The sequence below is a fragment of the Streptomyces sp. B5E4 genome (assembly GCF_039871555.1).
Lineage (GTDB): Bacteria > Actinomycetota > Actinomycetes > Streptomycetales > Streptomycetaceae > Streptomyces.
Window position 1 is genome coordinate 71,760 of sequence record NZ_JBDPMI010000030.1, and the last position, 22,163, is coordinate 93,922.

General features: G+C 73.2%; 16 protein-coding genes. 9 read left to right on the forward strand and 7 right to left on the reverse strand.

The genetic code is table 11. The features are described 5' to 3' along the window. Positions 1-72: 72 nt before the first annotated feature. A complete protein-coding gene (locus ABGA99_RS29505; RefSeq protein WP_347580516.1) occupies positions 73-1,335 on the reverse strand; it encodes a peptidoglycan recognition protein in 1,263 nt (420 codons plus the stop codon). An 82-nt stretch (positions 1,336-1,417) separates the two neighbouring features. Here ABGA99_RS29505 and ABGA99_RS29510 point away from each other — a divergent pair, with 82 nt between their 5' ends. The 4 genes from ABGA99_RS29510 (at position 1,418) to ABGA99_RS29525 (ending at position 7,434) form a co-directional block, all read left to right on the forward strand. Further along, entirely contained in the window at positions 1,418-2,161 is a 744-nt protein-coding gene (locus ABGA99_RS29510) for a TIGR03089 family protein (protein WP_347580515.1), read from the forward strand. Between the two features lie 156 nt (positions 2,162-2,317). Continuing rightward, entirely contained in the window at positions 2,318-3,472 is a 1,155-nt protein-coding gene (locus ABGA99_RS29515; RefSeq protein ID WP_347580514.1) for an LCP family protein, read from the forward strand. 221 nt (positions 3,473-3,693) lie between these two features. Beyond that, complete coding sequence (locus ABGA99_RS29520) at positions 3,694-5,637, forward strand: LCP family protein (protein ID WP_347583804.1); 1,944 nt, start codon at positions 3,694-3,696, stop codon at positions 5,635-5,637. Positions 5,638-5,688: 51 nt separating this feature from the next. After that, positions 5,689-7,434, forward strand: coding sequence for an LCP family protein (locus tag ABGA99_RS29525; RefSeq protein ID WP_347583805.1), 1,746 nt, complete (start codon positions 5,689-5,691; stop codon positions 7,432-7,434). Between the two features lie 101 nt (positions 7,435-7,535). Here ABGA99_RS29525 and ABGA99_RS29530 read toward each other — a convergent pair whose 3' ends face one another. Beyond that, positions 7,536-8,567, reverse strand: a complete 1,032-nt coding sequence (locus ABGA99_RS29530; protein ID WP_347580511.1) for a glycosyltransferase family 2 protein — start codon at positions 8,565-8,567, stop codon at positions 7,536-7,538. A gap of 221 nt (positions 8,568-8,788) precedes the next feature. On the opposite strand from ABGA99_RS29530, the gene ABGA99_RS29535 reads away from it, so the two are divergent. Continuing rightward, complete coding sequence (locus ABGA99_RS29535) at positions 8,789-10,228, forward strand: LCP family protein (protein ID WP_347583806.1); 1,440 nt, start codon at positions 8,789-8,791, stop codon at positions 10,226-10,228. Positions 10,229-10,272: 44 nt separating this feature from the next. Here the strand turns inward: ABGA99_RS29535 and ABGA99_RS29540 are convergent, their stop codons facing one another. Beyond that, positions 10,273-10,803 carry an acyl-CoA thioesterase gene (locus tag ABGA99_RS29540; protein WP_347580509.1) on the reverse strand — a complete coding sequence of 177 codons (531 nt, stop codon included), beginning with the start codon at positions 10,801-10,803 and terminating at the stop codon, positions 10,273-10,275. Between the two features lie 197 nt (positions 10,804-11,000). On the opposite strand from ABGA99_RS29540, the gene ABGA99_RS29545 reads away from it, so the two are divergent. Then, positions 11,001-12,167 carry an LCP family protein gene (locus ABGA99_RS29545; RefSeq protein WP_347580579.1) on the forward strand — a complete coding sequence of 389 codons (1,167 nt, stop codon included), beginning with the start codon at positions 11,001-11,003 and terminating at the stop codon, positions 12,165-12,167. 96 nt (positions 12,168-12,263) lie between these two features. Here the strand turns inward: ABGA99_RS29545 and ABGA99_RS29550 are convergent, their stop codons facing one another. The 3 genes from ABGA99_RS29550 to ABGA99_RS29560 are packed head-to-tail and all read right to left on the reverse strand — an operon-like array spanning position 12,264 to position 15,153. Then, the gene (locus ABGA99_RS29550; RefSeq protein WP_347583807.1) at positions 12,264-13,655 is read right to left on the reverse strand and encodes a coenzyme F420-0:L-glutamate ligase; all 1,392 of its coding nucleotides are present in this window, start codon (positions 13,653-13,655) and stop codon (positions 12,264-12,266) included. Further along, positions 13,652-14,608 (reverse strand): 2-phospho-L-lactate transferase, encoded by a 957-nt coding sequence (gene cofD, locus ABGA99_RS29555; protein WP_347580507.1) that lies wholly within the window; start codon positions 14,606-14,608, stop codon positions 13,652-13,654. The genes ABGA99_RS29550 and cofD overlap by 4 nt, the downstream gene beginning before the upstream one ends. Then, the gene (locus tag ABGA99_RS29560) at positions 14,551-15,153 is read right to left on the reverse strand and encodes a cysteine dioxygenase family protein (protein WP_347583808.1); all 603 of its coding nucleotides are present in this window, start codon (positions 15,151-15,153) and stop codon (positions 14,551-14,553) included. Before ABGA99_RS29560 ends, cofD begins: the two co-directional genes overlap by 58 nt. A 620-nt stretch (positions 15,154-15,773) precedes the next feature. Between ABGA99_RS29560 and ABGA99_RS29565 the strand changes: the two genes are divergently transcribed. The 3 genes from ABGA99_RS29565 (at position 15,774) to ABGA99_RS29575 (ending at position 21,622) form a co-directional block, all read left to right on the forward strand. After that, positions 15,774-16,037, forward strand: a complete 264-nt coding sequence (locus ABGA99_RS29565) for a WhiB family transcriptional regulator (RefSeq protein WP_018840771.1) — start codon at positions 15,774-15,776, stop codon at positions 16,035-16,037. A 240-nt stretch (positions 16,038-16,277) separates the two neighbouring features. After that, entirely contained in the window at positions 16,278-20,090 is a 3,813-nt protein-coding gene (locus ABGA99_RS29570) for a glycosyltransferase family 2 protein (protein ID WP_347580505.1), read from the forward strand. Continuing rightward, on the forward strand, positions 20,087-21,622 hold the full coding sequence (locus ABGA99_RS29575; RefSeq protein WP_347580504.1) for a DUF5719 family protein: 1,536 nt from the start codon (positions 20,087-20,089) through the stop codon (positions 21,620-21,622). The genes ABGA99_RS29570 and ABGA99_RS29575 overlap by 4 nt, the downstream gene beginning before the upstream one ends. 15 nt (positions 21,623-21,637) lie before the next feature. On the opposite strand, the gene ABGA99_RS29580 is transcribed toward ABGA99_RS29575, so the two are convergent. Next, a complete protein-coding gene (locus tag ABGA99_RS29580; protein ID WP_347580578.1) occupies positions 21,638-22,021 on the reverse strand; it encodes a metallopeptidase family protein in 384 nt (127 codons plus the stop codon). Positions 22,022-22,163 lie beyond the last annotated feature (142 nt).

The following is a 22,163-nucleotide window of genomic DNA, read 5'->3' on the forward strand; positions in this document are numbered from 1 at the left end:
GGGCCGGTGCCGGCTACGGCGGTCGCCCGCGCGGACCGCGGCCGCGCCTGCCCGGCCGGCTCCCGCCCGTTCTCAGCGGCGGCCCTGGTACGTCGCCGAACTCGCCCTCGCCGCGCCCAGCCTGTCGTACAGCCGCATCCCCGGGCAGGCCGTCGCGAAGCCGTCCCGGTGCCCCGAGATGACGTTCAGCCTGACCCGCGTCCCACTGGTGTACTTGCCGCCGCTCGACACCTTCGTCTGCTTGCTGGCCGGGTTCTTTCCGAACAGGCCGAGCTTCCACGCCGTCAGCCGCGACACCGCGTTGACCGCGGACCGCGACGGCGCCGCCGAGTCGTAGGTGCCCAGGACGGCGATGCCCGTGCTGTTGTGGTTGAAGCCGTACGTGTGCGCCCCCAGCACCGCGCGCGTGACGCCGCCCGCGCGGCCTTCATAGATGCGGCCGCACCTGTCGATCAGGAAGTTGTAGCCGAGGTCGGCCCAGCCCAGGCTCTGGGTGTGGTAGCGGTAGATGCCGCGGACCAGGCCGGGCGCCTCGGTGCAGCGGTAGTCGTTGCCCGAGGCGGTGTGATGGACGAAGGCGATGTTCACGGTCCTCGTGTACCTGTACGCCGACTCCCGCTGACTCTCATCAGCACCCCACCCCTCGCGGGTGACGATCTTCGGCCGCGGGCCGACGAACGGCCGGGCGGCGGCGGGCAGGGCGGGGTTGAGCCGGGCGGCGTCCGCTTCGGACGCGGCCTTGGTCTGCGCGTCGAGCCGGCCGCCCGCGGCGGTGCCGGCCGCTCTCGCCTTGCCCGTTCCCGCCCCCTGCCCACCCGGGTCGACCAGCTCCGCGCTCAGCCCGCGCGGCAGTGCCGCCGGGTCGGCCGACCGCGACCGCGCGGGCACGACGCGGACTTCGACCCCTGTCGAGTCGCCGACCCACAGCGGCGCCGTGCCCCCGTGCCGGGCCGTTCGGCCGCCACCGGACGCGGCGCCCGGGTCGGGTGCGTCCGCGGTATGGGCGTGGAGGTGCTGCCAGCCGGACCACTTGCCCGTCTCCGCGGACCTGGCCCGTACCTGCACGCGCGCGTGCAGCTCGGCCGCCGGGTCCTTCCAGACGACGCCGACCATCGTGAACGGCTCGACGTCCGGCTTCGACAGGCCCACCGCGCCCGCCCTGGATCCGCGCGATGAGGAGCCGAGCGGCGCGAGCGGCAAGGACTGCGTACGGCCCTCGGCCCGCTCGGCCCGGGGAGCGGCGTCCGCCGGAGCAGGCGCCGCCGCGAGCGGCGTCAGCGGAGCGAGGAGCGCGGCGGCTGCTATGACGATGCCAGAGGAAGAAAATACATACATATGACGCATACTTTCCAGACCCCCCACCGCTGTCCATTTACCTCTGCCGTACGGAGTAACGCGACGGCGTAACCTGACGGCGATGAACCCCACCGCCGCCACCCCCGCCGCCCTGCTCGACGCCGCCCTCGCCGCCGACCCGGCCCGCCCCCTGGTCACGTACTACGACGACACCACCGGCGAGCGCGTCGAACTGTCCGTCGCCACCTTCGCCAACTGGGTGGCCAAGACCGCGAACCTCCTCCAGGGCGACCTCGCCGCCGAGCCCGGCGACCGGCTCGCGCTGCTCCTGCCCGCCCACTGGCAGACCGCCGTCTGGCTGCTGGCCTGTGCCGCGACCGGCGTCACCGCGGTGCCCGCCGACCCCGACCCGGCCGCCGCCGACCTCGTCGTCAGCGGCCCGGACGCGCTGGAGCAGGCCCGCGCCTGCACGGGCGAGCGGGTCGCGCTCAGCCTGCGCCCGCTCGGGGCCCGCTTCCCGCAGCCGCCGGACGGCTTCCTCGACTACGCCGTGGAGGTGCCCGGCCAGGGCGACCGCTTCCAGCCGTACGCTCCCGCCGACCCGGACGCGCCGGCGCTCGAAGCGCCCGGCGCCCGCTTCACCGCCGCCGAGCTGGTCGCCCGCGCCCGCGCGGACGCGGACTCGCGGGCCCTGGCGCCGGGCTCCCGCACCCTCTCGACACTCGGCTACGACACGTGGGAAGGGCTCTCCGCGGGGCTCTACGCCCCCCTGGCCGCCGGCGCCGCTGTCGTGCTCTGTCCGTACCTGGACCGGCTCACCCCCGAGCAGCAGGAGAAGCGCAGGGCCGACGAGCGCGTCTCGTAACGCGGGCGCGCACGCCTCCTGAGCGACGCGCGCGGGCGAAGTTATCGGGCGTAGCGCCTCATTCGTGATGCGATGTACCGCATGCGGCGGGCCGTACGACCCCGGGGGGTGCTCGGCCGTCTGCACACGTGGACGACGGCCGAGTGAGTGTGAGGGATGGGCGCAGACGAGACCGGCCCGCGGGAGGGTGCCTCCCCGGACCCGCCGGACCCCCGGCAGCCCCGCCGCCGCAGCCGCCGCCGCATCCTCGCCCGCCGTATCGGCGTCGGCCTGGCCCTCGTCATCCTCGCCCTCTCGGGCGTCGGCTGGTACTTCTACCAGCGCTGGGACAGCAACATCACCGTCGACTCCGCCACCGCCCGCGAGCTCCAGCGCTACGAGAAGGACCGCCCCGCACCCGCCGCCGGCGGGGCCACCAACATCCTCGTCATCGGCTCCGACTCCCGCGAGGGCAGCGAGCGCTACGGCCACGACACCGGCGTCGAACGCTCCGACACCGCCGTGCTCCTGCACCTCGCCGGCGACCGCGACAGCGTCACCGCCGTGAGCATCCCGCGCGACCTCATGGTGAAGATCCCCGACTGCCGCCGCCCCGGCGGCGGGACGAGCGGCAAGCAGGTCAACCAGTTCAACTTCGCCTTCGCCTACGGCGGCGCCGCGTGCACGATCCGCGTGGTGGAGAAACTCGTCGGCGTGCGCGTCGACCACCACGTCATCGCCGACTTCCAGGGCTTCAAGGAAGTCGTGGACGCCGTGGACGGCGTCGAGGTGTGCCTGCCGGCGCCGGTGCACGACAAATCGGCCAAGCTTCGGCTGCCGGCCGGCCGCCAGGTGCTCGACGGAGAGCAGGCGCTCGGCTACGTACGGGCACGCAAGTCCCTCGACGGCGGCAGCGACACCCAACGCATGACGCGCCAGCAGGAGTTCATGGCCTCGCTCGTCAACAAGGTCCAGAGCAACGGCGTGCTGTTCAACCCGCTGCGCCTCGCCCCGCTGCTGGACGGCGTGACCTCCGCGCTCACCGCCAACGAGGAGTTGTCGTCGCTCACCGAGCTGTACGACCTCGTACGCGCCATCCGTGACGTGCCGAAAGAGCGCGTGCACTTCCTGACCGTGCCGCGCCGCCCGTACCGCCTGGACTCCAACCGCGACGAACTGGCGCAGCCGGCGGCGGGCGAATTGTTCGAAGCGCTGCGCGCCGACAGCGTCGTGCGCTTCGTCTCGGAGGGCCGGAAAGCCGAGCAGAAACGGGACTCCGGCGCGCCGTCGGTCTTCAAAGGAACAACCCCTGTGGATGACATCTGCCGATAGAGCGGATCAACGCGCACAAGGGGGGCACGGTGTATGGAGGGGATGCGCGGGATGTCCTGTTACGAGTGCGTGGAATTTGTCACGGGCGTCGCCAGTCGCCGAAAGAGGCGGCTAGTGTGAGCCGACCGGCCGCCTGACAGGCGGTCGTCGAGCGTATGGCAGGAAGACCGGCGCCGGCAGGGGGAGGCGCTGACCGAGCGATGTGAGGAACCCAAGCGACCGTGGATGGGCGAGGCCGTGGACACGCCGGCGAGGTCGACCCCGCCGATCAGTGGGTGTTCAATCCCGAGACGGGCAGCTACGAGCTGCGTCTCGACCCGCAGATCCCGGGCAGACAGGGCCCCCAGCCGCACGGCCACCACGCACCGGGTCCGCACGGTCACGCCCCGCAAGGGCACGGCGGGGGGCCCCAGCAGTCGCAGCAGTACATTCCGCAGCAGAACGGGCAGCCTCCGCCCGGCCAGGTACCGGGCCCGCAGCACGCGCCGCCGCAACACGCGCAACCGCACCCGGGCCCACCCCAGCCCGGCGGCCCACCTCCGCCCGGCGTCCGGCACCCGGGCCAGGCAGCGCCCCAGCCCGGGGGCCGGCACCAGTCCCAGGCCTCGCCCGCGGAAGCCCCCGACAGCCTCCAGGAACCCCGCCTGCCGTCCCAGCGCCGCCGCGGCGCGGCGGGCGGCGCAGGCGGCTCCGGTACGGGATCGGGGTCGGGGCCGGGTCCCGACGGGCCGCGCAGTCGCCGCCGTCCCAAGCCCCGCAAGAGCCGTAAGAAGAAGGCCCTGATCTGGGTCGCCGGCGGCCTCGCGCTCGTGCTCTTCGCCGTGGGCACCGCCGCGTTCCTCATCTACCGCAAGCTCAACGGCAACATAGACAAGGTCGAGGTCGCCGGCGAAGATCACGCGGCGGTCATCGACGGCCCCGTCAACATCCTCGTGATGGGCACGGACAAGCGCACGGGCAAGGGCAACGACGGCTACGGCGACATGAACAGCCCCGGCCACGCCGACACCACCCTGCTGTTCCACGTCTCCGAGGACCGCACCAACGCCACCGCGCTGAGCATCCCGCGCGACATGATCACCGACATCCCGGACTGCAAGACCAAGCAGGAAGACGGGAGCTGGAAGACCATCCCGGGCACGTACGGGACCAAGTTCAACGAAAGCCTCGGCCAGTTCGGCCGCGACCCCGGCTGCACCTGGAAGACCGTCGAGCAGCTGACCGGGCTCGACGTCAACCACTTCATCCTCGCGGACTTCAACGCGGTCAAGGACCTGTCGAGCGCGGTCGGCGGCGTCGAGGTGTGCCTCGCCGAGGACATCGACGACCCCAAGTCGAAGCTCGACCTTCCCGCCGGCCGGCACACGATCGAGGGCGAGGAGGCCCTCGCCTTCGTCCGTACCCGCTACTCGGTCGGCTTCGGCAGCGACCTGAGCCGGATCGAGCTGCAGCAGCAGTTCCTCAGCTCGCTCATCCGGAAGATGAAGTCCGGCGGCTCGCTGAGCAATCCGAAGAAGATGTACGACCTGGCCGACGCCGCCACCAAGGCGCTCACGGTCGACTCCGGCATCGGCAGTGCGAAGAAGCTCATGGACCTGGCCAACGACCTCAAGAAGGTCCCCCAGGACGAGATAACTTTCGCGACTTTGCCGGTCCTGGACAACCCTGAGGACGACGCAACCGTCGTAATGGACGAGGCCAAGGCCAAGCCGCTCTTCAAGCTGCTGAACGCGGACAAGCCGTTCGACGGGGCGAAGAAGGGCAAGAAGGACAAGTCGGTGAAGAAGTCGGCGCCCGAGGAGGTGAGGGTCGAGGTCGTCAACGGCGGTGGGGAGTCCGGCATGGCGTCGGCCACCGCCGGGTGGCTTCTCGACGAGGGCGCGGGCTACGCCGCCGAAGCGGGCAACACGCCGGATCTCCAGCCGGAGACCAGGCTTGAGTACGGTCCTGACCAGGCCGAACAGGCCGCGCGGCTCGCCGACATGATGGGGCTGCCGAAGTCGGCCCTGAAGAAGACGGGGGAGAACGCAGGGGCCGAAGGGGCCATGACGCTCACGCTCGGCGAGGACTTCGCCGCGCCGGGCACCCCGGTCGAAGCGCCGGACAAGGCGCCCGACGGAGTGCAGAACGTCAAGGCCGGCGACAAGAACGTCTGTGCGAAGTGAGGCGTACGTGCGGACTGGACACCGCACGTCCGCGATCGACCAGGAGGCCCCATGCGCCGCAGCAATGTCCGCGGTAGCGGAGCGAACGGTCGCCCCGACAGAGCCCGCGAGCTCGGCTGGGACGACACTCTGTACGAAGACGCGGGCGGGCCCGGCATGCCGCGGCAGCGCGGCTACGCGCGTCACACCGGCGACCACGACCCGGAGCACGACGACGACGGCCACGAGGGACCGGGCGCCGACGCCCGCTCCGAGAGCCACGCTGAAGGCCCCGGTGACGGCGGACCGACGCCGCGGCGCCGCCGCGGGGCGCGTATCGCCCGCTGGTTCTTCGGCATCGTCGCCTTCCTCATACTCGGCACCGCGGCCGCGGGCTATCTCTACTACCGCGACCTGAACAACAACCTGGAGAAGGACCGCCTCAACCTCGGCAAGAACAAGCTCGACGAGAAGCAGCCCAACGCGGAGGGCCAGACCCCGCTGGACATTCTGCTCCTGGGGTCCGACAGCCGGAACTCCGACGAGAACGTCCGCCTCGGGGGCTCCCACGCCGACCGCGGCCGCAAGCCGCTCGCCGACGTGCAGATGCTGCTCCACGTCTCCGCGGACCGCAGCAACATGTCCGTCGTCAGCGTCCCGCGCGACACCAGGGTGACGATCCCCGAGTGCACCGACCCCGACGACGGCACGGTCTACCCGGAGACCACCACCGAGACCATCAACACCAGCCTCCAGCACGGCGGTCCCGGCTGCACCGTCGCCGCCTGGGAGGCCATGACCGGCGTCTCCATCGACCACTTCATGATGATCGACTTCGCCGGGGTGGTGAGCATGGCCGACGCGGTCGGCGGCGTCCCCGTCTGCGTACGGGACAACGTCTACGACGACGACTCCGGGCTGCGCCTCGAAGAGGGCGAGACGACGATCAAGGGCGAGCAGGCGCTGCAGTGGCTGCGTACCCGGCACGGCTTCGAGGACGGCAGCGACATCGGGCGTACGCACGCGCAGCACCAGTACATGAACTCGATGGCCCGCCAGCTCAAGGAGGGCGCCAAGCTCTCCGACCCCGGCAAGCTGCGCCGCCTCGCCGAGGCGGCGACCAACGCGCTCACCGTCGACGACGGCCTGGGGGACCTGAAGAAGCTCTACGACCTCGGGAACGACATCAAGCGGGTGCCGCCCGAGCGCATCACCATGACCACGATGCCGTGGGTGCCGGACCCGCAGAACAACGCGCACGTCGTGCCCAACGAGGAGGACGCGCCGCAGATCTGGTCCATGATCCGCAACGACATCGCCTTCGACGGCAAGGACAAGCCCAAGGAGGAGAAGCCGGACGACCTCGTCGCCCAGGCCGAGCCGAAGGCGGACATCCCCGTCCTGGTGCAGAACGGCACGGGCACCACCATGTACGCCCCGGTCACCGGCCGGGCCGGCGACATCGCCGAGGTGCTCGTCGACGACGGCTTCACCCAGGCCGCCACCGATGCCACGCCCAAGTCGCAGGCGGACACCACCGTCTCGTACGCGACCGAGGAGCAGCACGCGAACGCCCTGGCGGTGGCCAAGGCGATCGGGCTGCCCGACCGGGCGGTGAAGGAGTCCAGCGGCGTCGACGGGGTGACGCTGGTGGTCGGCGCCGACTGGCGGGAGGGCGACGCCTATCCCCCGAGCGCGGGCGGCGACGCCGACGACGGCGAGGAGGCGGAGCCGGAGAAGGCCCCGGAGAGCGCCAACCCGCTGGCGGGCAGCGACAAGAAGGCGTGCATGGACGTCAATCCGTCCTACACCTGGTGACGCTTCGGCCCCGCTCGCGAGGGCGGGCGGGGCCGTAGGGAAGTCAGCCGGGAAGTCGCCCGGAACCAGCCCGGGCAATCAGCCGGTCAGGCGGCCGGACGTCAGCCCGCCGTGACGGCGGGGCGGCGGCTGGCGATCACCTTCCGCGCCAGCGACCGCGGGCTGGTGAGGAACCCCCAGCCCCACGACATGTGCATCGTGGCCAGCGCCACCGGGATCTGCAGTCGCGCGCGTGCCGGCAGACCGCGCCCCGCGGGCACCGAGCCGGCCGCGATCCCCATGGCGTACGCGAGCGGGATCCCCAGCCCCAGCGGCGTCAGCGGGGTCACCAGCACGCCCGCGACGATCCCGGCGAGGGCGGCGGGCGGCGCGAGATAGCGCGGGTTGATCGAGCCCTTGTGGTAGCGGGCGACGACGCGGCGCCAGCGGCCGTAGTTCTTGTACTGCTTGGCCAGCTCCCTGAGGTTCGGCCGCGGCCGGTACGAGACCTTCAGCTCCGGCGAGAACCAGACCGCCCCGCCGGCCGAGCGGATCCGGAAGTTCAGCTCCCAGTCCTGCGCGCGGATGAACTCCTCGTTGTACCCGCCCTGCTGCTCCAGCGCCTCGCGGCGGAAGACGCCGAGGTACACGGTGTCCGCGGGCCCCGCCTCGCCGCCGGTGTGGAACGCGGCGTTGCCCACCCCGATGCGCGCGGTCATCGCCGCGGCGACGGCCTGCTCCCAGCTCGTCTCGCCCTCGGCGTGCATGATGCCGCCGACGTTCTGCGCGCCGGTCTCGGACAGCAGCCGGACGGCGGTGGAGATGTAGCCGGGGGAGAGCATGCCGTGGCCGTCGACGCGGACGACGACCGGATGCGAGGAGGCCGCGATGGCGGCGTTGAGCCCGGCGGGCGTACGTCCCGTGGGGTTCGGCACCGTCTGCACCCGGCAGCGCGCGCTGTCGGCGGTCTCGCGGACCAGCTCGGCCGCGATGGCGTCGGTGCCGTCCGTGGACGGGCCGAGGGCGATGACGACCTCCAGGTCGCCTGCGTAGTCCTGCTCCAGGATGTGCCGCACCGCCTCACGGAGGTGCCGTTCCTCGTTGAGCACCGGCATGATCACGGAGACCGCGGGGGGCGTCGCAAAGTCGTTCATGGCGCCGCTCAGGTTACCGCGAACGGGGGATCGGGGCGTGCCCGCAGGGTGGCGTCAAGCGTACGGACGGCGTGTGGGGGGAAGGACGGCGCCTGCGCCCCTACCGTGGTCGGGTCCGTGTCCGTGCCACCGCCTTGCCGCGCAGGCACAGACGCGCCCGTGCACGCAGGTGTACGCAGCCGCCGACGCCCGTCCCCGAGCCCCGCGGAGGTCCCCTCACCGTGCCAGCCCCGTCCGTGAAGCGGCCGCGCTGGGGTCTGCGGATCGCCACCGCACTGTCCCTCCTGTTGCTGGCCACCGGCGGGGCCGGGTACTTCCTGCTGAGCTCCATCGGCTCCGGCGTCCAGCGGGTCGACGCCTTCCGCGGCATCTCCGACCGCCCTCAGGAAGGCCACGGGCTCAACTTCCTCGTCGTCGGCGTCGACCGGCGCGACAGCGTGAGCGAGGAGGAACGGCGCAAGTACCGCCTCGGCGGGGAGCCGTGCAACTGTACGGACGCGCTGATGCTCGTCCACCTGTCGGAGGACCGCGAGCGCGCGAGCGTGGTCAGCATCCCGCGCGACAGCTACGTCGAACTGCCGCCGCACACCAACCGCGCTCTCGGCGAGCGGCGCACCGCGCACGCGGCGAAGGTCAACGCGGCGTATACGCACGGCGGTCCGCCGCTGACCGTACGGGCCGTGGAGAGGCTGTCCGGGGTGCACATCGACCACTACGTGGAGATCGACTTCGCGGCGTTCATGAAGACGGTGGACGTGGTCGGGGGCGTGCAGGTGTGCACGCAGCGCCCCCTGCGCGACAAGTACTCCGGTCTCGACCTGCCCGCCGGCACCAGCAGCCTCGACGGCGGCGAGGCGCTGGCGTACGTACGCGCCCGGCATCTGGACGGCGCGTCCGACATGGGCCGGATGAAGCGCCAGCAGCGCTTCCTGGCCGCCGTGATCGACAAGCTCACCGGCACCAGCGGCCTGATGAACCCGCTGCGCTTCCGCGAGGTCGGCTCGACGCTCCTGGGCTCGGTGCGTACGGACGCGGCGCTGGACACCGGCGCGGTGTTCTCGCTGGGCAAGGCGCTGCACGGGTTCTCGCCGGGGTCGTCGGAGTTCGCGACGGTGCCGGTCGCGGACCTGGACTACGAGGTGCCGGGGCTCGGCGCGACGGTCCGGTGGGACGAGGAGCGGGCCCGGCGGCTGTTCGACAGGCTCCGCGAGGACAGGCCGCTCAAGGCCCGGAGCGGGGGCCCGGACGGCCGGAAGGGGAAGGGGCCGGGGAAGGGGCAGGGCAGGGCGACGCCGGTGGAGGTGCCGCCGGAGCGGGTCCGGGTGCAGGTGGCGAACGGCACCGCGAAGGACGGTCTCGGCGCCCGGGTGGACCGGTCGCTGGCCCGCACCGGCTTCGCCACCACCGGAGCGCCCACGACGGCGGCGCGGACGGACCGTACGGTCATCACGTACGACCCGGAGTGGGACCGTTCCGCCCGCTCCCTGGCCGAGGCCCTCCCGCACGCGAAGCTGATCCCGGACCGCGGCCACGGTGCGCTCATGACGGTCACGCTGGGCGACGACCACGAGAAGGTGCACCGGGTACGGCCCGCAGACCCGATCCTGGACGGCGCGGACGTCTGGTCGGCGGTCACGGGCGACGAAGTCCTCTGTACGTGACGCCTCCCGCGGGGGGCGGTGACGGCGGGCGGTCCCGCCCGCCGTCAGGCGGGTTCGCTGCGGGCGCGCAGCTCCTTGATCGCGCGCCGGCGGGCCAGCCGGTGGGTACGCCGGATCTGGGCCTCCTGGCAGCGCCGCTCGTCGCGCTCCGTCTCCGGGGCGACCGGCGGCACCGGTCGCGGGCGGCCCCGGTCGTCGACTGCGGCGAAGACCAGATAGGCGCTCGCGACCTGCTTCGCCGGCGTCGACTCGTTCCAGCGCTCCGCCATCACCCGCACCCCGACCTCCATCGAGGTCCGCCCCGTCCAGTTGACCTGCGCCAGGACGTGCACCAGGTCCCCGATCCGCACCGGCTCCAGGAAGACCATCTCGTCCATCGACGCCGTCACCGCGGGCCCCCCGGAGTGCCGCCCCGCCACCGCACCCGCCACGTCGTCGACCAGCTTCATGATCACGCCGCCGTGCACGGTGCCCAGGAGGTTCGCGTCGTTCGCCGTCATGATGGACGACAGCGTGGTGCGGGAGGCCGAGGTGGGCTTGGCCTGACCCGCCGCCGGACGTGACTGGTCGTTCATGTGTGCCACTGTATGCGGCGCGCCGCTTTGCATCAGAACCGCTACAAGCCCGGCCCGATTCGGAACCCCCCTTCAGGTCGGCCGTGCGGGCAGGGCACACTTCCCGCATGAGTGACTGGCCCGAGGGATGGACTGCAGACAGTCGGGACCGGTACGGACGCGGCAGCCGCGCGTCCGACCCGGAGCCCCACCGCGTCATGCCCGTCGTGGGCGGCGGCGGGGTGCCGCCGCAGCGCTCCCGGGGCTACGACGACGACCACGGCCCGTACGACGACGGTTACAACCAGGGGCAGGTCTACCGCAGCGGCGGCGGCGACCCCTCCGGCCCGTACGGCGACGACGGCGGCCGCCAGTCCGGCGGCTCCGGCAAGCCGCCGCCGGACTGGCGCAAGCGGATCAAGATCGGCGCCATCGTCGCGCTCGTCATCCTCATCGTCGTGCCCGTCGCCACGTACTTCTGGGCGGACTCCAAGCTCCGCCGCGAGGTGGACCTCAGCAAGGTCGAGGACCGCCCCGGCGACACGGCGGGCACGAACTACCTCATCGTCGGCTCCGACAGCCGCGAGGGCCTGTCCAAGGAGCGGCAGGACGAGCTGCACACCGGCTCCGTCGACGGCAAGCGCACCGACTCGATGATGATCCTGCACACCGGTGACAACGGGAACACGATGGTCAGCCTCCCGCGCGACTGGATGGTCACCATCCCGTCCTTCACCGGCTCGGAGACCGGCAACCGCATCCCGGAGCAGACGCAGAAGATCAACGCCGCGTACTCCATCGAGGGTCCGGAACTGCTGGTCCGCACGGTCGAGTACAACACCGGCCTGAAGATCGACCACTACGCCGAGATCGGCTTCGGCGGCTTCGCCAACATCGTCGACGAGCTGGGCGGCGTCGAGATGTGCTTCGACGAGGCGGTCAAGGACAAGAACTCCGGCGCCGACTTCGAGAAGGGCTGCCAGGACCTCGACGGCGCCGAGGCGCTGGCCTTCGTCCGCAACCGCTACGCGCTGCCGGGCGGCGACCTGGACCGGACCAAGAACCAGCAGAAGCTGCTGTCGAAGCTGGCCAGCGAGTCGGCGAAGATCACGACGATCCTCAACCCGTTCAAGCTCTACCCGACGATGGGCGCGGGCCTGGACTCGCTGATCGTCGACAAGGACATGAGCCTGTTCAACGTGCTCCAGATGTTCTGGGCCATGAAGGGCGTCTCGGGCGGCGACGGCAAGTCGATGAACCTGCCGGTCGTCTCCGGCGGCACCGACCCGCGGCTCGGCTCCGTGCAGAAGTGGGACGAGCCGAAGGCCAAGCAGCTCTTCGAGCAGCTCAAGAACGACGACAAGGTCACCGTGTCGGCAGACTGAGCGTTGGCCAACCGAGCACAATGATCAGTCGGACGGGACCCCGGCCCGCGGTGGGCCGGGGTCCCGTCGTCGTACGCCCGCGGGGCCGCGCCGCGCTCAGCGCACCACCGTGAACGTGTCCGCCTCCCGCGGCGGGCGCTGCCGCGGCGGGGCCGCCGCGTGGCCCACGGCCACCGCGCCCATCGGGTCCCAGTCCGCCGGCAGGTCCAGCACCTCGCGCACCACGGACCGGCAGAACATCGTGGACGACACCCACGCCGAGCCCAGCCCCTCGCCCGCCAGCGCGACGAGGAAGTTCTGCACCCCGGCCCCGGTGGCGACGACGAACATCTCCCGCTCGGCGGCGTTGCGCCGGTCGTCGGGGTAGGTGTGCGAGCCGTCCATCACCAGGCAGGGCACCACCAGATACGGGGCGTTGCGCAGGACGTCCCCGCGGCGGATCCGCTTGGCGATGGACGCCTCCGTGAAGTCGCTCAGCTCCCGCAGGTCCCGGATCCACGCCTCGCGCATCGCGTCCAGCAGCTCCGTGCGCGCCGCCTGCGACTCCAGCAGCACGAACCGCCAGGGCGTCGTGTGGTGCGGCGCGGGCGCCGTCACCGCGGCGGCCACGGCCCGCCGCACCGCCGCCGGGTCCACCGGGTCCGCGGTGAACTCGCGCACCGTACGCCGCTGCGTCACCGCCTCGCGGACCGCCTCCGAGGTGCCGAGGCGGAACATGTCCTCGGCCGGCTTCCGCACCAGCGCCCCCGCGCCCGGCCCGGCGTCCTCGCCGGCCGGGGCGACGAGCTGCGGCAGCCCGCTGAGCACCGCCACCGGCAGCCCGTCGGCCTTGCCCTTGACCAGCTCGCCGGCGGCGGCCAGTTCGTCGGCCGCGGCGACGATCGTGCCCTCCAGGGCGTTGCCGTACGTGTCCGGGGCACCGCGCAGGTCGTCCAGCACCCGGACGCCGGCGGCGCCGATGGCGACGTCCGTGACGCCGTTGCGCCAGGGGCGGCCGAAGGTGTCGGTGATCAGGACGCCGACGTTGACGCCGAGTGCCGCGCGTAGGCCGGCGCGCAGCGCGCGGGCGGAGGCGTCGGAGTCCTCGGGGAGCAACAGGACGGTGCCGGCGGGAGTGTTGGAGGCGTCCACACCGGCGGCGGCCATCACCAGGCCGTGCCGGGTCTCGACGATACGCAGCGGGCCGCGGCGGGCGACGAGGCGTACGGCCTCCTCGTCGATCGCGGCCTCCCGGTCGCCGGGCACGGCGGTCTGCCGGACCCGGCCCTCCGCCTTGCTGACGACCTTGGAGGTGACGATCAGGATGTCGCCGTCGGCGAGTGGGGGACCGGCGAGGCGGGCCGCGGCGGCGACGAGTTCGGCGAGGTCGTCGCCGGGGCGGACCTCGGGGATGCCGGGCAGGGCCCGTACCCGGAACTCCGGGACCGCGGCCTCCTCCGCGGCCACCGCCGTGCCGGTCTCCGTGCCCGTCACCGGGTCCGCCGTCATGCCCGTACCTCCTGAGCCAGCTCCAGCGCCGCCGCGGCCATCCGCGCGGTCGCGTCCGTGTCCCGCATCATCAGCGGCACCGCCCGGCAGCGGATCCCGGCGGTCTCCACCGCCGGCACCGCCGCCGCGTCCACCTCGTCGACCAGCCAGCCGTCGATGAGCCCGGAGCCGTAGTGCAGCGCGACCGCCTCGGCGGTGGACTCGACGCCGACCGCGGCCAGCACCTTGTCCGCCATGCCGCGCACCGGGGCGCCGCCGACGATGGGGGAGAGGCCCACGACGGGCACGTCCGCGTCGGCGATGGCCTCGCGGATGCCCGGCACGGCGAGGATCGTGCCGATGCTGACGACGGGGTTGGACGGCGGGAAGAGCACCACGTCCGCCTCGCCGATGGCCTCCAGCACGCCGGGTGCGGGCTTGGCCTGCTCGGCGCCGACGGGCACCACGGCGAGCGCGGGCACGGAGGCGCGCAGCCGCACCCAGTACTCCTGGAAGTGGATCGCCTTGCGCTCGCCGTCCACTTCGACGGCGACGTGCGTCTCGACCCGGTCGTCGGTCATCGGCACCAGCCGCACGCCCGGCCGCCAGCGGTCGCACAGCGCCTCGGTGACGGCGCTGAGCGGGAAGCCGGCGGAGAGCATCTGGGTGCGCACGATGTGGGTGGCGAAGTCGCGGTCACCGAGTCCGAACCAGCCGGGCCCGACGCCGTACGCGGCCAGTTCCTCCTTGACGGCGAACGTCTCACCCGCGCGGCCCCAGCCCTGCTCCTCGTGGATGCCGCCGCCCAGCGTGTACATCACGGTGTCGAGGTCGGGACAGACCTTGAGGCCGAACAGATGGATGTCGTCGCCGGTGTTGCCGACGACGGTGACGTCCGCGTCCGGTTCTGCCTGCTTCAGGCCGCGGAGGAACCGGGCGCCGCCGATCCCGCCGGCCAGTACAACGATGCGCATGGCGCCCAGTCTTGCAGGCCGGGCTCGGCGGTGGGCGGCCTCGTGCGTGCGGCGGGCGGCGCAGCGCGCGGCTGTTCTGTGGGGGGACGGTCCTCGTGCATCGGCATCTCGGTGAGGGCGGGGAAGTAGACGTGCAGGCTGACGGCGGGCGTCAGCGCGTCGTTGACGACTTCGTGGACGTAACCCGGCGCGAAGACGCGCTGCGCGCCGGGCGTGAGGGTGCGCGGGGTGTGGTTCGCACGCTCCGTCAACTCCCCTTCCAGCACGGTGAGTACGCCGGAGGACGGGCCGTGGCCGTGCGCCCCGCTGCGCTGTCCGGGCAGCCAGCTCAGCAGCCACACCTCGTAGCCGGGGCCGGTACGCAGCCGGTGGTACCAGCGGGTGACGGGGTCGTAGTCGACGAGTGGCGCCCAGGCGTCCCGGTCGGCGGCGAGCGCGCGGGCGAGGCCGGCGAAGTCGGCGACCGTGACGGGGTGGGCGGGCGCGGGCGGGAGCAGGTGGGGGAAGGCGAGCGGGTCGCCGCCGATCTGGATGTCACTGAGCATGGGGCTCGGGAGTCCTTGGCGTGTGTGGTGCGCGAGGAGTGCGGAGAGTGGCGAGGGGTGGCCTGCGGGGCAGGCAGCAGGGAGCGGAGCTGGAGCCTCAGCGGCTACAACAGCTCGGACACTCCTCGCTCGGCCGGTACGGCCACGGGCCCGACATGCGCATCAGCAGAGCGGATCCGGCGGTGATTGTCAACTGGATGTCCGGGTTGCCCGCAAGGATTCACACCTTCCGGTTGCCGGGCGTGGCGAAAGGTTTATTCATCCCGTTGTACGGAGAGACGGCGACCAACCGCAGGGCGACCATCGGGGCCGGGGTGCCGTTGTGCATCCGTGACGCGACTGTGATCTTCTTCGCTTTGCCGGGCGGGCCGCAACGACGCCGTAGCCCCGATCGTCTTCCCCGGTAGGGGTGCCTGCCGGGATCGCGGTCTATCGGACTGTCATGGTCTTTGCCGATATGAACACTATTCACAAGGGCTTGGTGCCGCAGGGTGAATAAGAGGTCCAATAGCAGATCCCGGCTTGACTGTGCCAGAGCGGCGTACCTGTAATTTCACACGTGTCCGTTCAGGCGATTCAGTAACGGCAACATCACGGGGAAGCAAAGACGAGGGGCGCACATGACCGAGCTGTTCCAGCAGGTGCTGGTCGAGGAGGCGGACGAGGAGCTCGGGTGGCAGGAGCGCGCGCTGTGCGCCCAGACCGATCCCGAGTCCTTCTTCCCGGAGAAGGGCGGATCCACACGCGAGGCCAAGAAGGTCTGCCTCGCCTGCGAAGTCCGGTCCGAGTGCCTGGAGTACGCCCTCGCCAACGACGAGCGCTTCGGCATCTGGGGCGGCCTGTCCGAGCGCGAGCGACGACGGCTGAAGAAAGCGGCGCTGTAGCCGGCGGCACAGCCGCGCGCCGGGCGGGCCCGGCGCTGCGAGCACGGCCCCGCGGGATTCGCGCGGGCGTGCGCCCTGCGCCCGAACGGCGTACGTGACCTCGGCGGAACCCCGTGGCGGCCTGGGGATCGTCCGCCAAGTCGCCCTGTGACGGAGGGACCCTCTAGTGTGGGGCACCGTCCACGACAGCCGCCACATTCCCGGGAGGTGACCCGGACTCCACCAGGGGTCCGCACCTCGATGTCCGAGCACAGCAACGCTGACTACGCGGCCGGCTACCCGGCCGCCGCAGCCGACGCAGCAGGCCGGCCCGGGACGACCGCGGCCGCCCAAGGCGACGGCGCCCCCGCCTTTCCGCGGCACGTCGTCACCGCCGTGCTCGTCTCGCACGACGGCGAGCGGTGGCTGCCCGACGCGCTCGCCGCGCTCACGGCGCAGGAGCGCCCCGTGCAGAACGTCATCGCCGCCGACACCGGCAGCGGGGACGGCTCCGCCCGCATCCTCACCGAAGCCCTCGGCGCCGAGCGCGTGCTCCACCTCGCCCGCCGCACCGGCTTCGGCACCGCCGCCGCCGAGGCCGCCCGTACCGCGGGCGTGCTCACGCCCGACCAACTGCCGTACCTGCGCCGCCCCAGCGGCTGGGACCCCGTCAGCCGCAGTTGGCGCGACGACGCGTACGACATGCCGGAGCTCCCGCACGGCGAGCCCGTCCAGTGGCTGTGGCTGCTGCACGACGACTGCGCCGCCGAGCCCGGCGCGCTCGCCGCCATGCTCCGCCTCGCGGACGACATGCCCTCCGCCGCGATCATCGGCCCCAAGCTGCGCAGCTGGTACGACCGCAGGCAGTTGCTGGAGGCCGGCGTCTCCATCGCCCACAGCGGCCGCCGCTGGACCGGCATCGACCGCCGCGAGCAGGACCAGGGCCAGCACGACGGCATCCGCGACGTGCTCTCCGTCTCCACCGCCGGCATGCTCATCCGCCGCGACGTCTTCGACCAACTCGGCGGCTTCGACGCCCGGCTGCCCCTCATGCGCGACGACGTCGACCTGTGCTGGCGCGCCCACAAGGCCGGCCACCGGGTCGTCGTCCAGCCCGACGCCGTCATGCGGCACGCCGAGGCCGCCGCCCGCGAGCGGCGCTCCATCGACTGCATGGGCAGATCCGGGCAGACCGCAAAGGGAGCGAGCCCGCACCGCGTCGACAAGGCCGGTGCCGCGTACACGCTGCTGGTCAACTGCACCGCGGCGGCGCTGCCGTACATCGCCTTCCGGCTCGTCCTCGGCACCCTGCTGCGCACGCTGGCGTACCTCGTCGGCAAGGTCCCGCGCCAGGCCCTCGACGAAGTCGCCGGACTCGGCGCCGTGCTGCTGCGCCCGCACCGCATCGCCGCCGCCCGCCGCCGGCGCGGCAAACCCGCCGTGCCGCCCGGCGACCTCAAGCCCCTCTTCCCCGGCCGCGGCGCGACCGTACGCGCCACCGTCGAGCAGGTGCTCAGTAACTTCAGCGGCCGCTCCGAGCCCGAGCTGTCCGGCGGCGGCCGGCACGGCGGCGCCGTCGAGACCGGCCCCGGCGACGACGATGCCGACTTTCTCGAAGTCGAGCAGTTCGCCCGGCTGAAGCGAGTGGCGCGCAAGCCGGGGCCGGTGCTCTTCGCCATCCTGCTGCTCGTCGCGCTCATCGCGTGCCGCGAGCTGATCGGCGGCGGCGCCCTCATCGGCGGCGCGCTGCTGCCCGCCCCCGCAGACGCCGGCGACCTCTGGTCCTCCTACGCCGACTCCTGGCACCCCGTCGGCACCGGCGGCACCCAGGACGCGCCGCCCTACCTGGCGTTCCTCGCCGGTCTCGGCACCGTCCTGTTCGGCAGCACCAACGCCGCGCTGACCCTGCTGCTCGTCTGCTCCGTGCCGCTGGCCGGTTTCACCGCGTACTTCGCCTCCCGGCCGCTCGTCAGCTCCCGGCTGCTGCGCGCCTGGGGCAGCGTCGCGTACGCCTTCCTGCCGGCCGCCACCGGCGCGCTCGCCTCCGGCCGCATCGGCACCGCGGTGCTCGCCGTGCTGCTGCCGCTCCTCGCCCGCGCGGCCGTCGCCGCGAGCGGGCTGCGCGGCCGGGCGAGCTGGCGCGGCGCCTGGGCGTACGCGCTGCTGCTGACCGTCACCACCGCCTTCACGCCCGTCGTCTGGCCGCTCGCCGCCTGCCTGGCCGCAGCCCTGCTCGCCTGGACCCTCGTGCGCGGCCAGAGCCCCGTCGGCCTCGTCGTGCGTCAACTGGCCGTCCTGGTCACCCCCGTGGTGCTGCTGGCGCCCTGGTCGCTTGAGTTGCTGACCGCACCGTCCGGCTTCTTCACCGAAGCCGGACTGGAGACCTCCCTCGGCGACGTGTCCCCGCTCGGCCTGCTGCTCGCCTCGCCCGGCGGCCCCAACGCGGGCGGCGGCGTGCTGCTCGTCGGCATCGTGCTCGCCGCGCTGTCCGCCCTGCTCCGCTCCGACCGGCGGCTGCCGGTGAGTGCCGCGTGGGCCGTCGCCGCCGTCGCCGGGCTGCTCGCCGCGGCCGGCGCGGGCGACGGCTGGACCGGGCCGCAGACGCTCGTCTACGGGCTCGCGCTGCTGGCCGCCGCTGTCATCGGCGCCGACGGCGCCCGCCACCGGGTCGCCGAGCAGTCCTTCGGCTGGCGGCAGCCGGCCGCGGTGCTCGTCGCCGTCGCCTGCGTCGTGGGGCCGCTGGTGCTGGCCGTCGGGTGGATGTGGCGCGGGGCCGACGGGCCGCTGGAGCGCGGCGGCGCCGACCAGGTGCCGGCCTTCGTCGCGGAGGAGAGCCGCACGCCCGACCAGCCGCGCACGCTGGTCATCGGCGGCTCGGTCGGCCAGGTCGAGTACATGCTCGTACGGGGCGCGGGCACCCGCCTGGGCGACGCCGAACTGGCCGCGGCCGACGGCGGCAACTCCCGGCTCTCCGGCACCGTCTCCGGGCTCGTGGCCGGTTCCGGCGCCGACCAGTCGGCCGAGCTGAGCGCGTACGCCGTGCGCTACGTCCTCGTACGCAACGACGCTCCGCGCACCTTCGGCCGCGTACTCGACGCCACCCCCGGGCTGACCCGGCTCAGCCAGCAGGACGACGGCGCGCTCTGGCGCGTCGACGCGCGGGTCTCCCGCGCCACCGTCGTCGCCGGCGAGGACGCGGGCCGGGGGGCCGCCGAACCGGTGCCCGTGGCCGCCGGACCCGTCGAGGTGCACACCGACCTCAAGGAGGGCCCCGAGGGCCGCGTGCTGCGCCTCGCGGACGCGGCGAGCGCCGGGTGGCAGGCCACCCTGGACGGCGAGCCGCTGGAGCCCACGACGGTCGACGGCTGGGCGCAGGGCTTCGAACTGCCCGCCGGCGGCGGGCGGCTGGACGTCACGTACGACACCGCCGTGACGCACACCGCGTGGACCTGGGCGCGCGGCGCGGCGCTGCTCGTCGTGCTGGTGCTGGCACTCCCGGGGCGTCGGCGCGACGTGGACGACGACCTGCCGGAAGCGGCCGCGCCGGCGATCCCGGCGCAGGCGCTGGAGGGCGACGGACGGCGCGCTCGGCGACTGCGGGCGCAGGCCGCCGCGGCGGAGGCCGCGGGCGCAGGCGCCCCCGACGGCGCGGACGTACCGGGCGCCGCGCCCGAAGCGCCCCCGATGCCGCCGGCTCCGCCCGGTGCCCCCGAGGAGCAACCGGCCTGGGCCACGGCGCCGGCGGGCGCCGGGCAGGCGGAGCAGGGCTATGGGGACACGGCGGTCGCCGACCCGTACGCGGCCCCGCCGCAGGGCTACGAGTGGGACGGCGCCGGCTACGGCGGGCAGTACGGCGGGACGTCGTACGAGGCGCCCTACGAACCGCAGTACGACGCCGGCGCGTACCAGGGCGAGCGGCAGCAGCCCGGCGCCCCCGCGGTATCCCAGCAGGGCGGGCAGGGCTACGGCGACGGCGAGCAGGAGCCGTACGACGCAGGCCGGTACTCCGGCCCGTACGACGACCAACGGACCTACGGCGCGGGTGCCGAGCGGGACGGGAGCGACAAACCGTGAAGACCGGCCCCCTCACCCTGATCGCCGCCGCGGCCGCACTCGCGGTCACCGCGGGCGTCGCCACCCTCACCGTCCCCGGCGACGAGGACGGCGCCGGCACGGCCGCGCCCGCCGCGGAACGCATCGCCGTCGAGCGCTCCACCCTGCTGTGCCCGCAGCCGGGCGACACGGAGGTCGGCGAGACGACGTACACCTCCTTCGTGCCCGGAGACGAGAGCGCCGAAGGCAGCGCCGAACTGCTGCCCGCCACAACGGAGTCCGAAGCCGCCGATGAACAGGAGAAGAAGGACGACGACGGCGGCAAGAGCGACGAACAGAAGAAGGACGACGACGCCCCCGACCCCGTCGCTCCTCTGAAGCGCGCCGGCACCCCCGCCGAGGCCACCACCGACGAGGCCGAGGCCCCCGCGCTCGTCGGCTCCGCCGAGGGCGACTTCGCCCCGGGCTGGAGCGTGCAGCAGACGACGCTCGTCACCGCGGGCGACGGCCGCGGCCTGTCCGGCGCGCGGTGCACCGCCCCGGACAGCGAGTTCTGGTTCGCCGGCGCCAGCACGATCGACGAGCGCCGCGACTACGTCCAGCTCACCAACCCCGACGACGAGGCCGCAGTCGTCGACCTGGAGCTGTTCGACAAGGACGGCCCGGTCGAGGGCGAGGCCGGCAACGGCATCCAGGTCCCGGCCCACTCCAGCGTCTCGGTGCTGCTCTCCACGATCGCCGAGGAGCCGTCGATCAACGTCGCGGTGCACGTCGCCGTACGCGCCGGCCGTGTCGGCGCCGCCGTGCACGCCGCCGACGAGCAGGTCGGCGGCGACTGGCTCCAGCCCGTCTCCGAACCCGCGCCCGGCGCGGTCCTGCCCGGCATCCCCGGCGACGCCACCTCCGTGCGCCTCGTCCTCTACGTCCCGGGCGAGGACGACGCCGACCTCGCCGTGAAGCTCGCGGGACCCAACGGCTCGATCACCCCGGCCGGGTACGAGTCGGTGCACGCCAAGAGCGGCATGACGACGGCGATCGACATGCAGAAACTCACCCAGGGCGAGGTGGGTTCGCTGATCCTGGAGCCGGAGGACGGCAGTACGGCACCCATCGTCGCCGCCCTGCGCGTGACGCGCGGCAAGAACACCGAGCAGGAGATGGCGTTCATCCCCTCCGCGACGCCGGTCGAGGAGCGCACCACCGCCTCCGGGAACTGGCCGAAGGCCGCGAGCCTGTCCCTCACCGCGCCCGGCAAGGCCGTCGAGGTCAAGGTAACCGCGTCGCCGGGCAGCGAGGGCGGGGAACCCGCGGAGGAGACGTACACGGTCAAGCCCCGCACCACCCTCACCGTCGAGCCCCCGAAGACGTCCGGGACCAAGGGCACCTTCGCGCTCACCGTCGAACGCGTCTCGGGCGGCGAGCTCTACGCCTCGCGCACGCTGGAGACGAAGGAGGACGGCATCCCGATGTTCACGATCCAGACCCTCCCCGACGACAAGGGCATGGTCGAAGTCCCGGGCGCCGAGCAGGACCTGGGCGTCCTCACGGACTGACGTACGGTGCCGCCGTCAGTCCTGGCCGTAGTGCGGATCCACCGACTCCGGGGCGACGCCGAGGAGTTCGGCGACCTGCTCGACGATCACCTCGTGGACGAGCAGCGCGCGCTCGTCGCGGTTCTTCGTACGGATCTCGACGGGGCGGCGGTAGACGACGATGCGGTCCGGGCCGCCGCCGCCTGTGACGAGGCGGCCGAGCGGCACCCCGCCGTCGTCCTCCCAGCCGGCCGGGCCGCCGCTGCCGCCGCCGGGGACGTCGAGGACGGCGAACTCGACGCCGGCGAGCTGGGGCCAGCGGCGTTCGAGCCGGGTGGCGGACTCGTGCACCAGGTCGACGAAGGCGTCCGAGCGGCTGACCGCCAGCGGCACCTGCGGCGGCGCCACGGGGCCCCGCATGCCGCGGCCGTGGCGGTCGCGGGTGCGGCCGCGCGGGCGCGGCGGGGGCCCTGGGGGCGGCGCCGGTCGATCTGTGTGCTCCATCACCGATGAGCGTAGCCCGCGCCGGGCCCGCCGCAGACCATCCAGGGGCAACCCCGGG

Bases quoted from the DNA above. Each gene is read 5' to 3' on its own strand.
- ABGA99_RS29505 (WP_347580516.1), bottom strand. From the start codon at position 1,335: ATGTATGTATTTTCTTCCTCTGGCATCGTCATAGCAGCCGCCGCGCTC.
- ABGA99_RS29510 (WP_347580515.1), top strand. From the start codon at position 1,418: ATGAACCCCACCGCCGCCACCCCCGCCGCCCTGCTCGACGCCGCCCTC.
- ABGA99_RS29515 (WP_347580514.1), top strand. From the start codon at position 2,318: ATGGGCGCAGACGAGACCGGCCCGCGGGAGGGTGCCTCCCCGGACCCG.
- ABGA99_RS29525 (WP_347583805.1), top strand. From the start codon at position 5,689: ATGCGCCGCAGCAATGTCCGCGGTAGCGGAGCGAACGGTCGCCCCGAC.
- ABGA99_RS29530 (WP_347580511.1), bottom strand. From the start codon at position 8,567: ATGAACGACTTTGCGACGCCCCCCGCGGTCTCCGTGATCATGCCGGTG.
- ABGA99_RS29540 (WP_347580509.1), bottom strand. From the start codon at position 10,803: ATGAACGACCAGTCACGTCCGGCGGCGGGTCAGGCCAAGCCCACCTCG.
- ABGA99_RS29545 (WP_347580579.1), top strand. From the start codon at position 11,001: ATGCCCGTCGTGGGCGGCGGCGGGGTGCCGCCGCAGCGCTCCCGGGGC.
- ABGA99_RS29550 (WP_347583807.1), bottom strand. From the start codon at position 13,655: ATGACGGCGGACCCGGTGACGGGCACGGAGACCGGCACGGCGGTGGCC.
- cofD (WP_347580507.1), bottom strand. From the start codon at position 14,608: ATGCGCATCGTTGTACTGGCCGGCGGGATCGGCGGCGCCCGGTTCCTC.
- ABGA99_RS29560 (WP_347583808.1), bottom strand. From the start codon at position 15,153: ATGCTCAGTGACATCCAGATCGGCGGCGACCCGCTCGCCTTCCCCCAC.
- ABGA99_RS29565 (WP_018840771.1), top strand. From the start codon at position 15,774: ATGACCGAGCTGTTCCAGCAGGTGCTGGTCGAGGAGGCGGACGAGGAG.
- ABGA99_RS29570 (WP_347580505.1), top strand. From the start codon at position 16,278: ATGTCCGAGCACAGCAACGCTGACTACGCGGCCGGCTACCCGGCCGCC.
- ABGA99_RS29580 (WP_347580578.1), bottom strand. From the start codon at position 22,021: ATGCGGGGCCCCGTGGCGCCGCCGCAGGTGCCGCTGGCGGTCAGCCGC.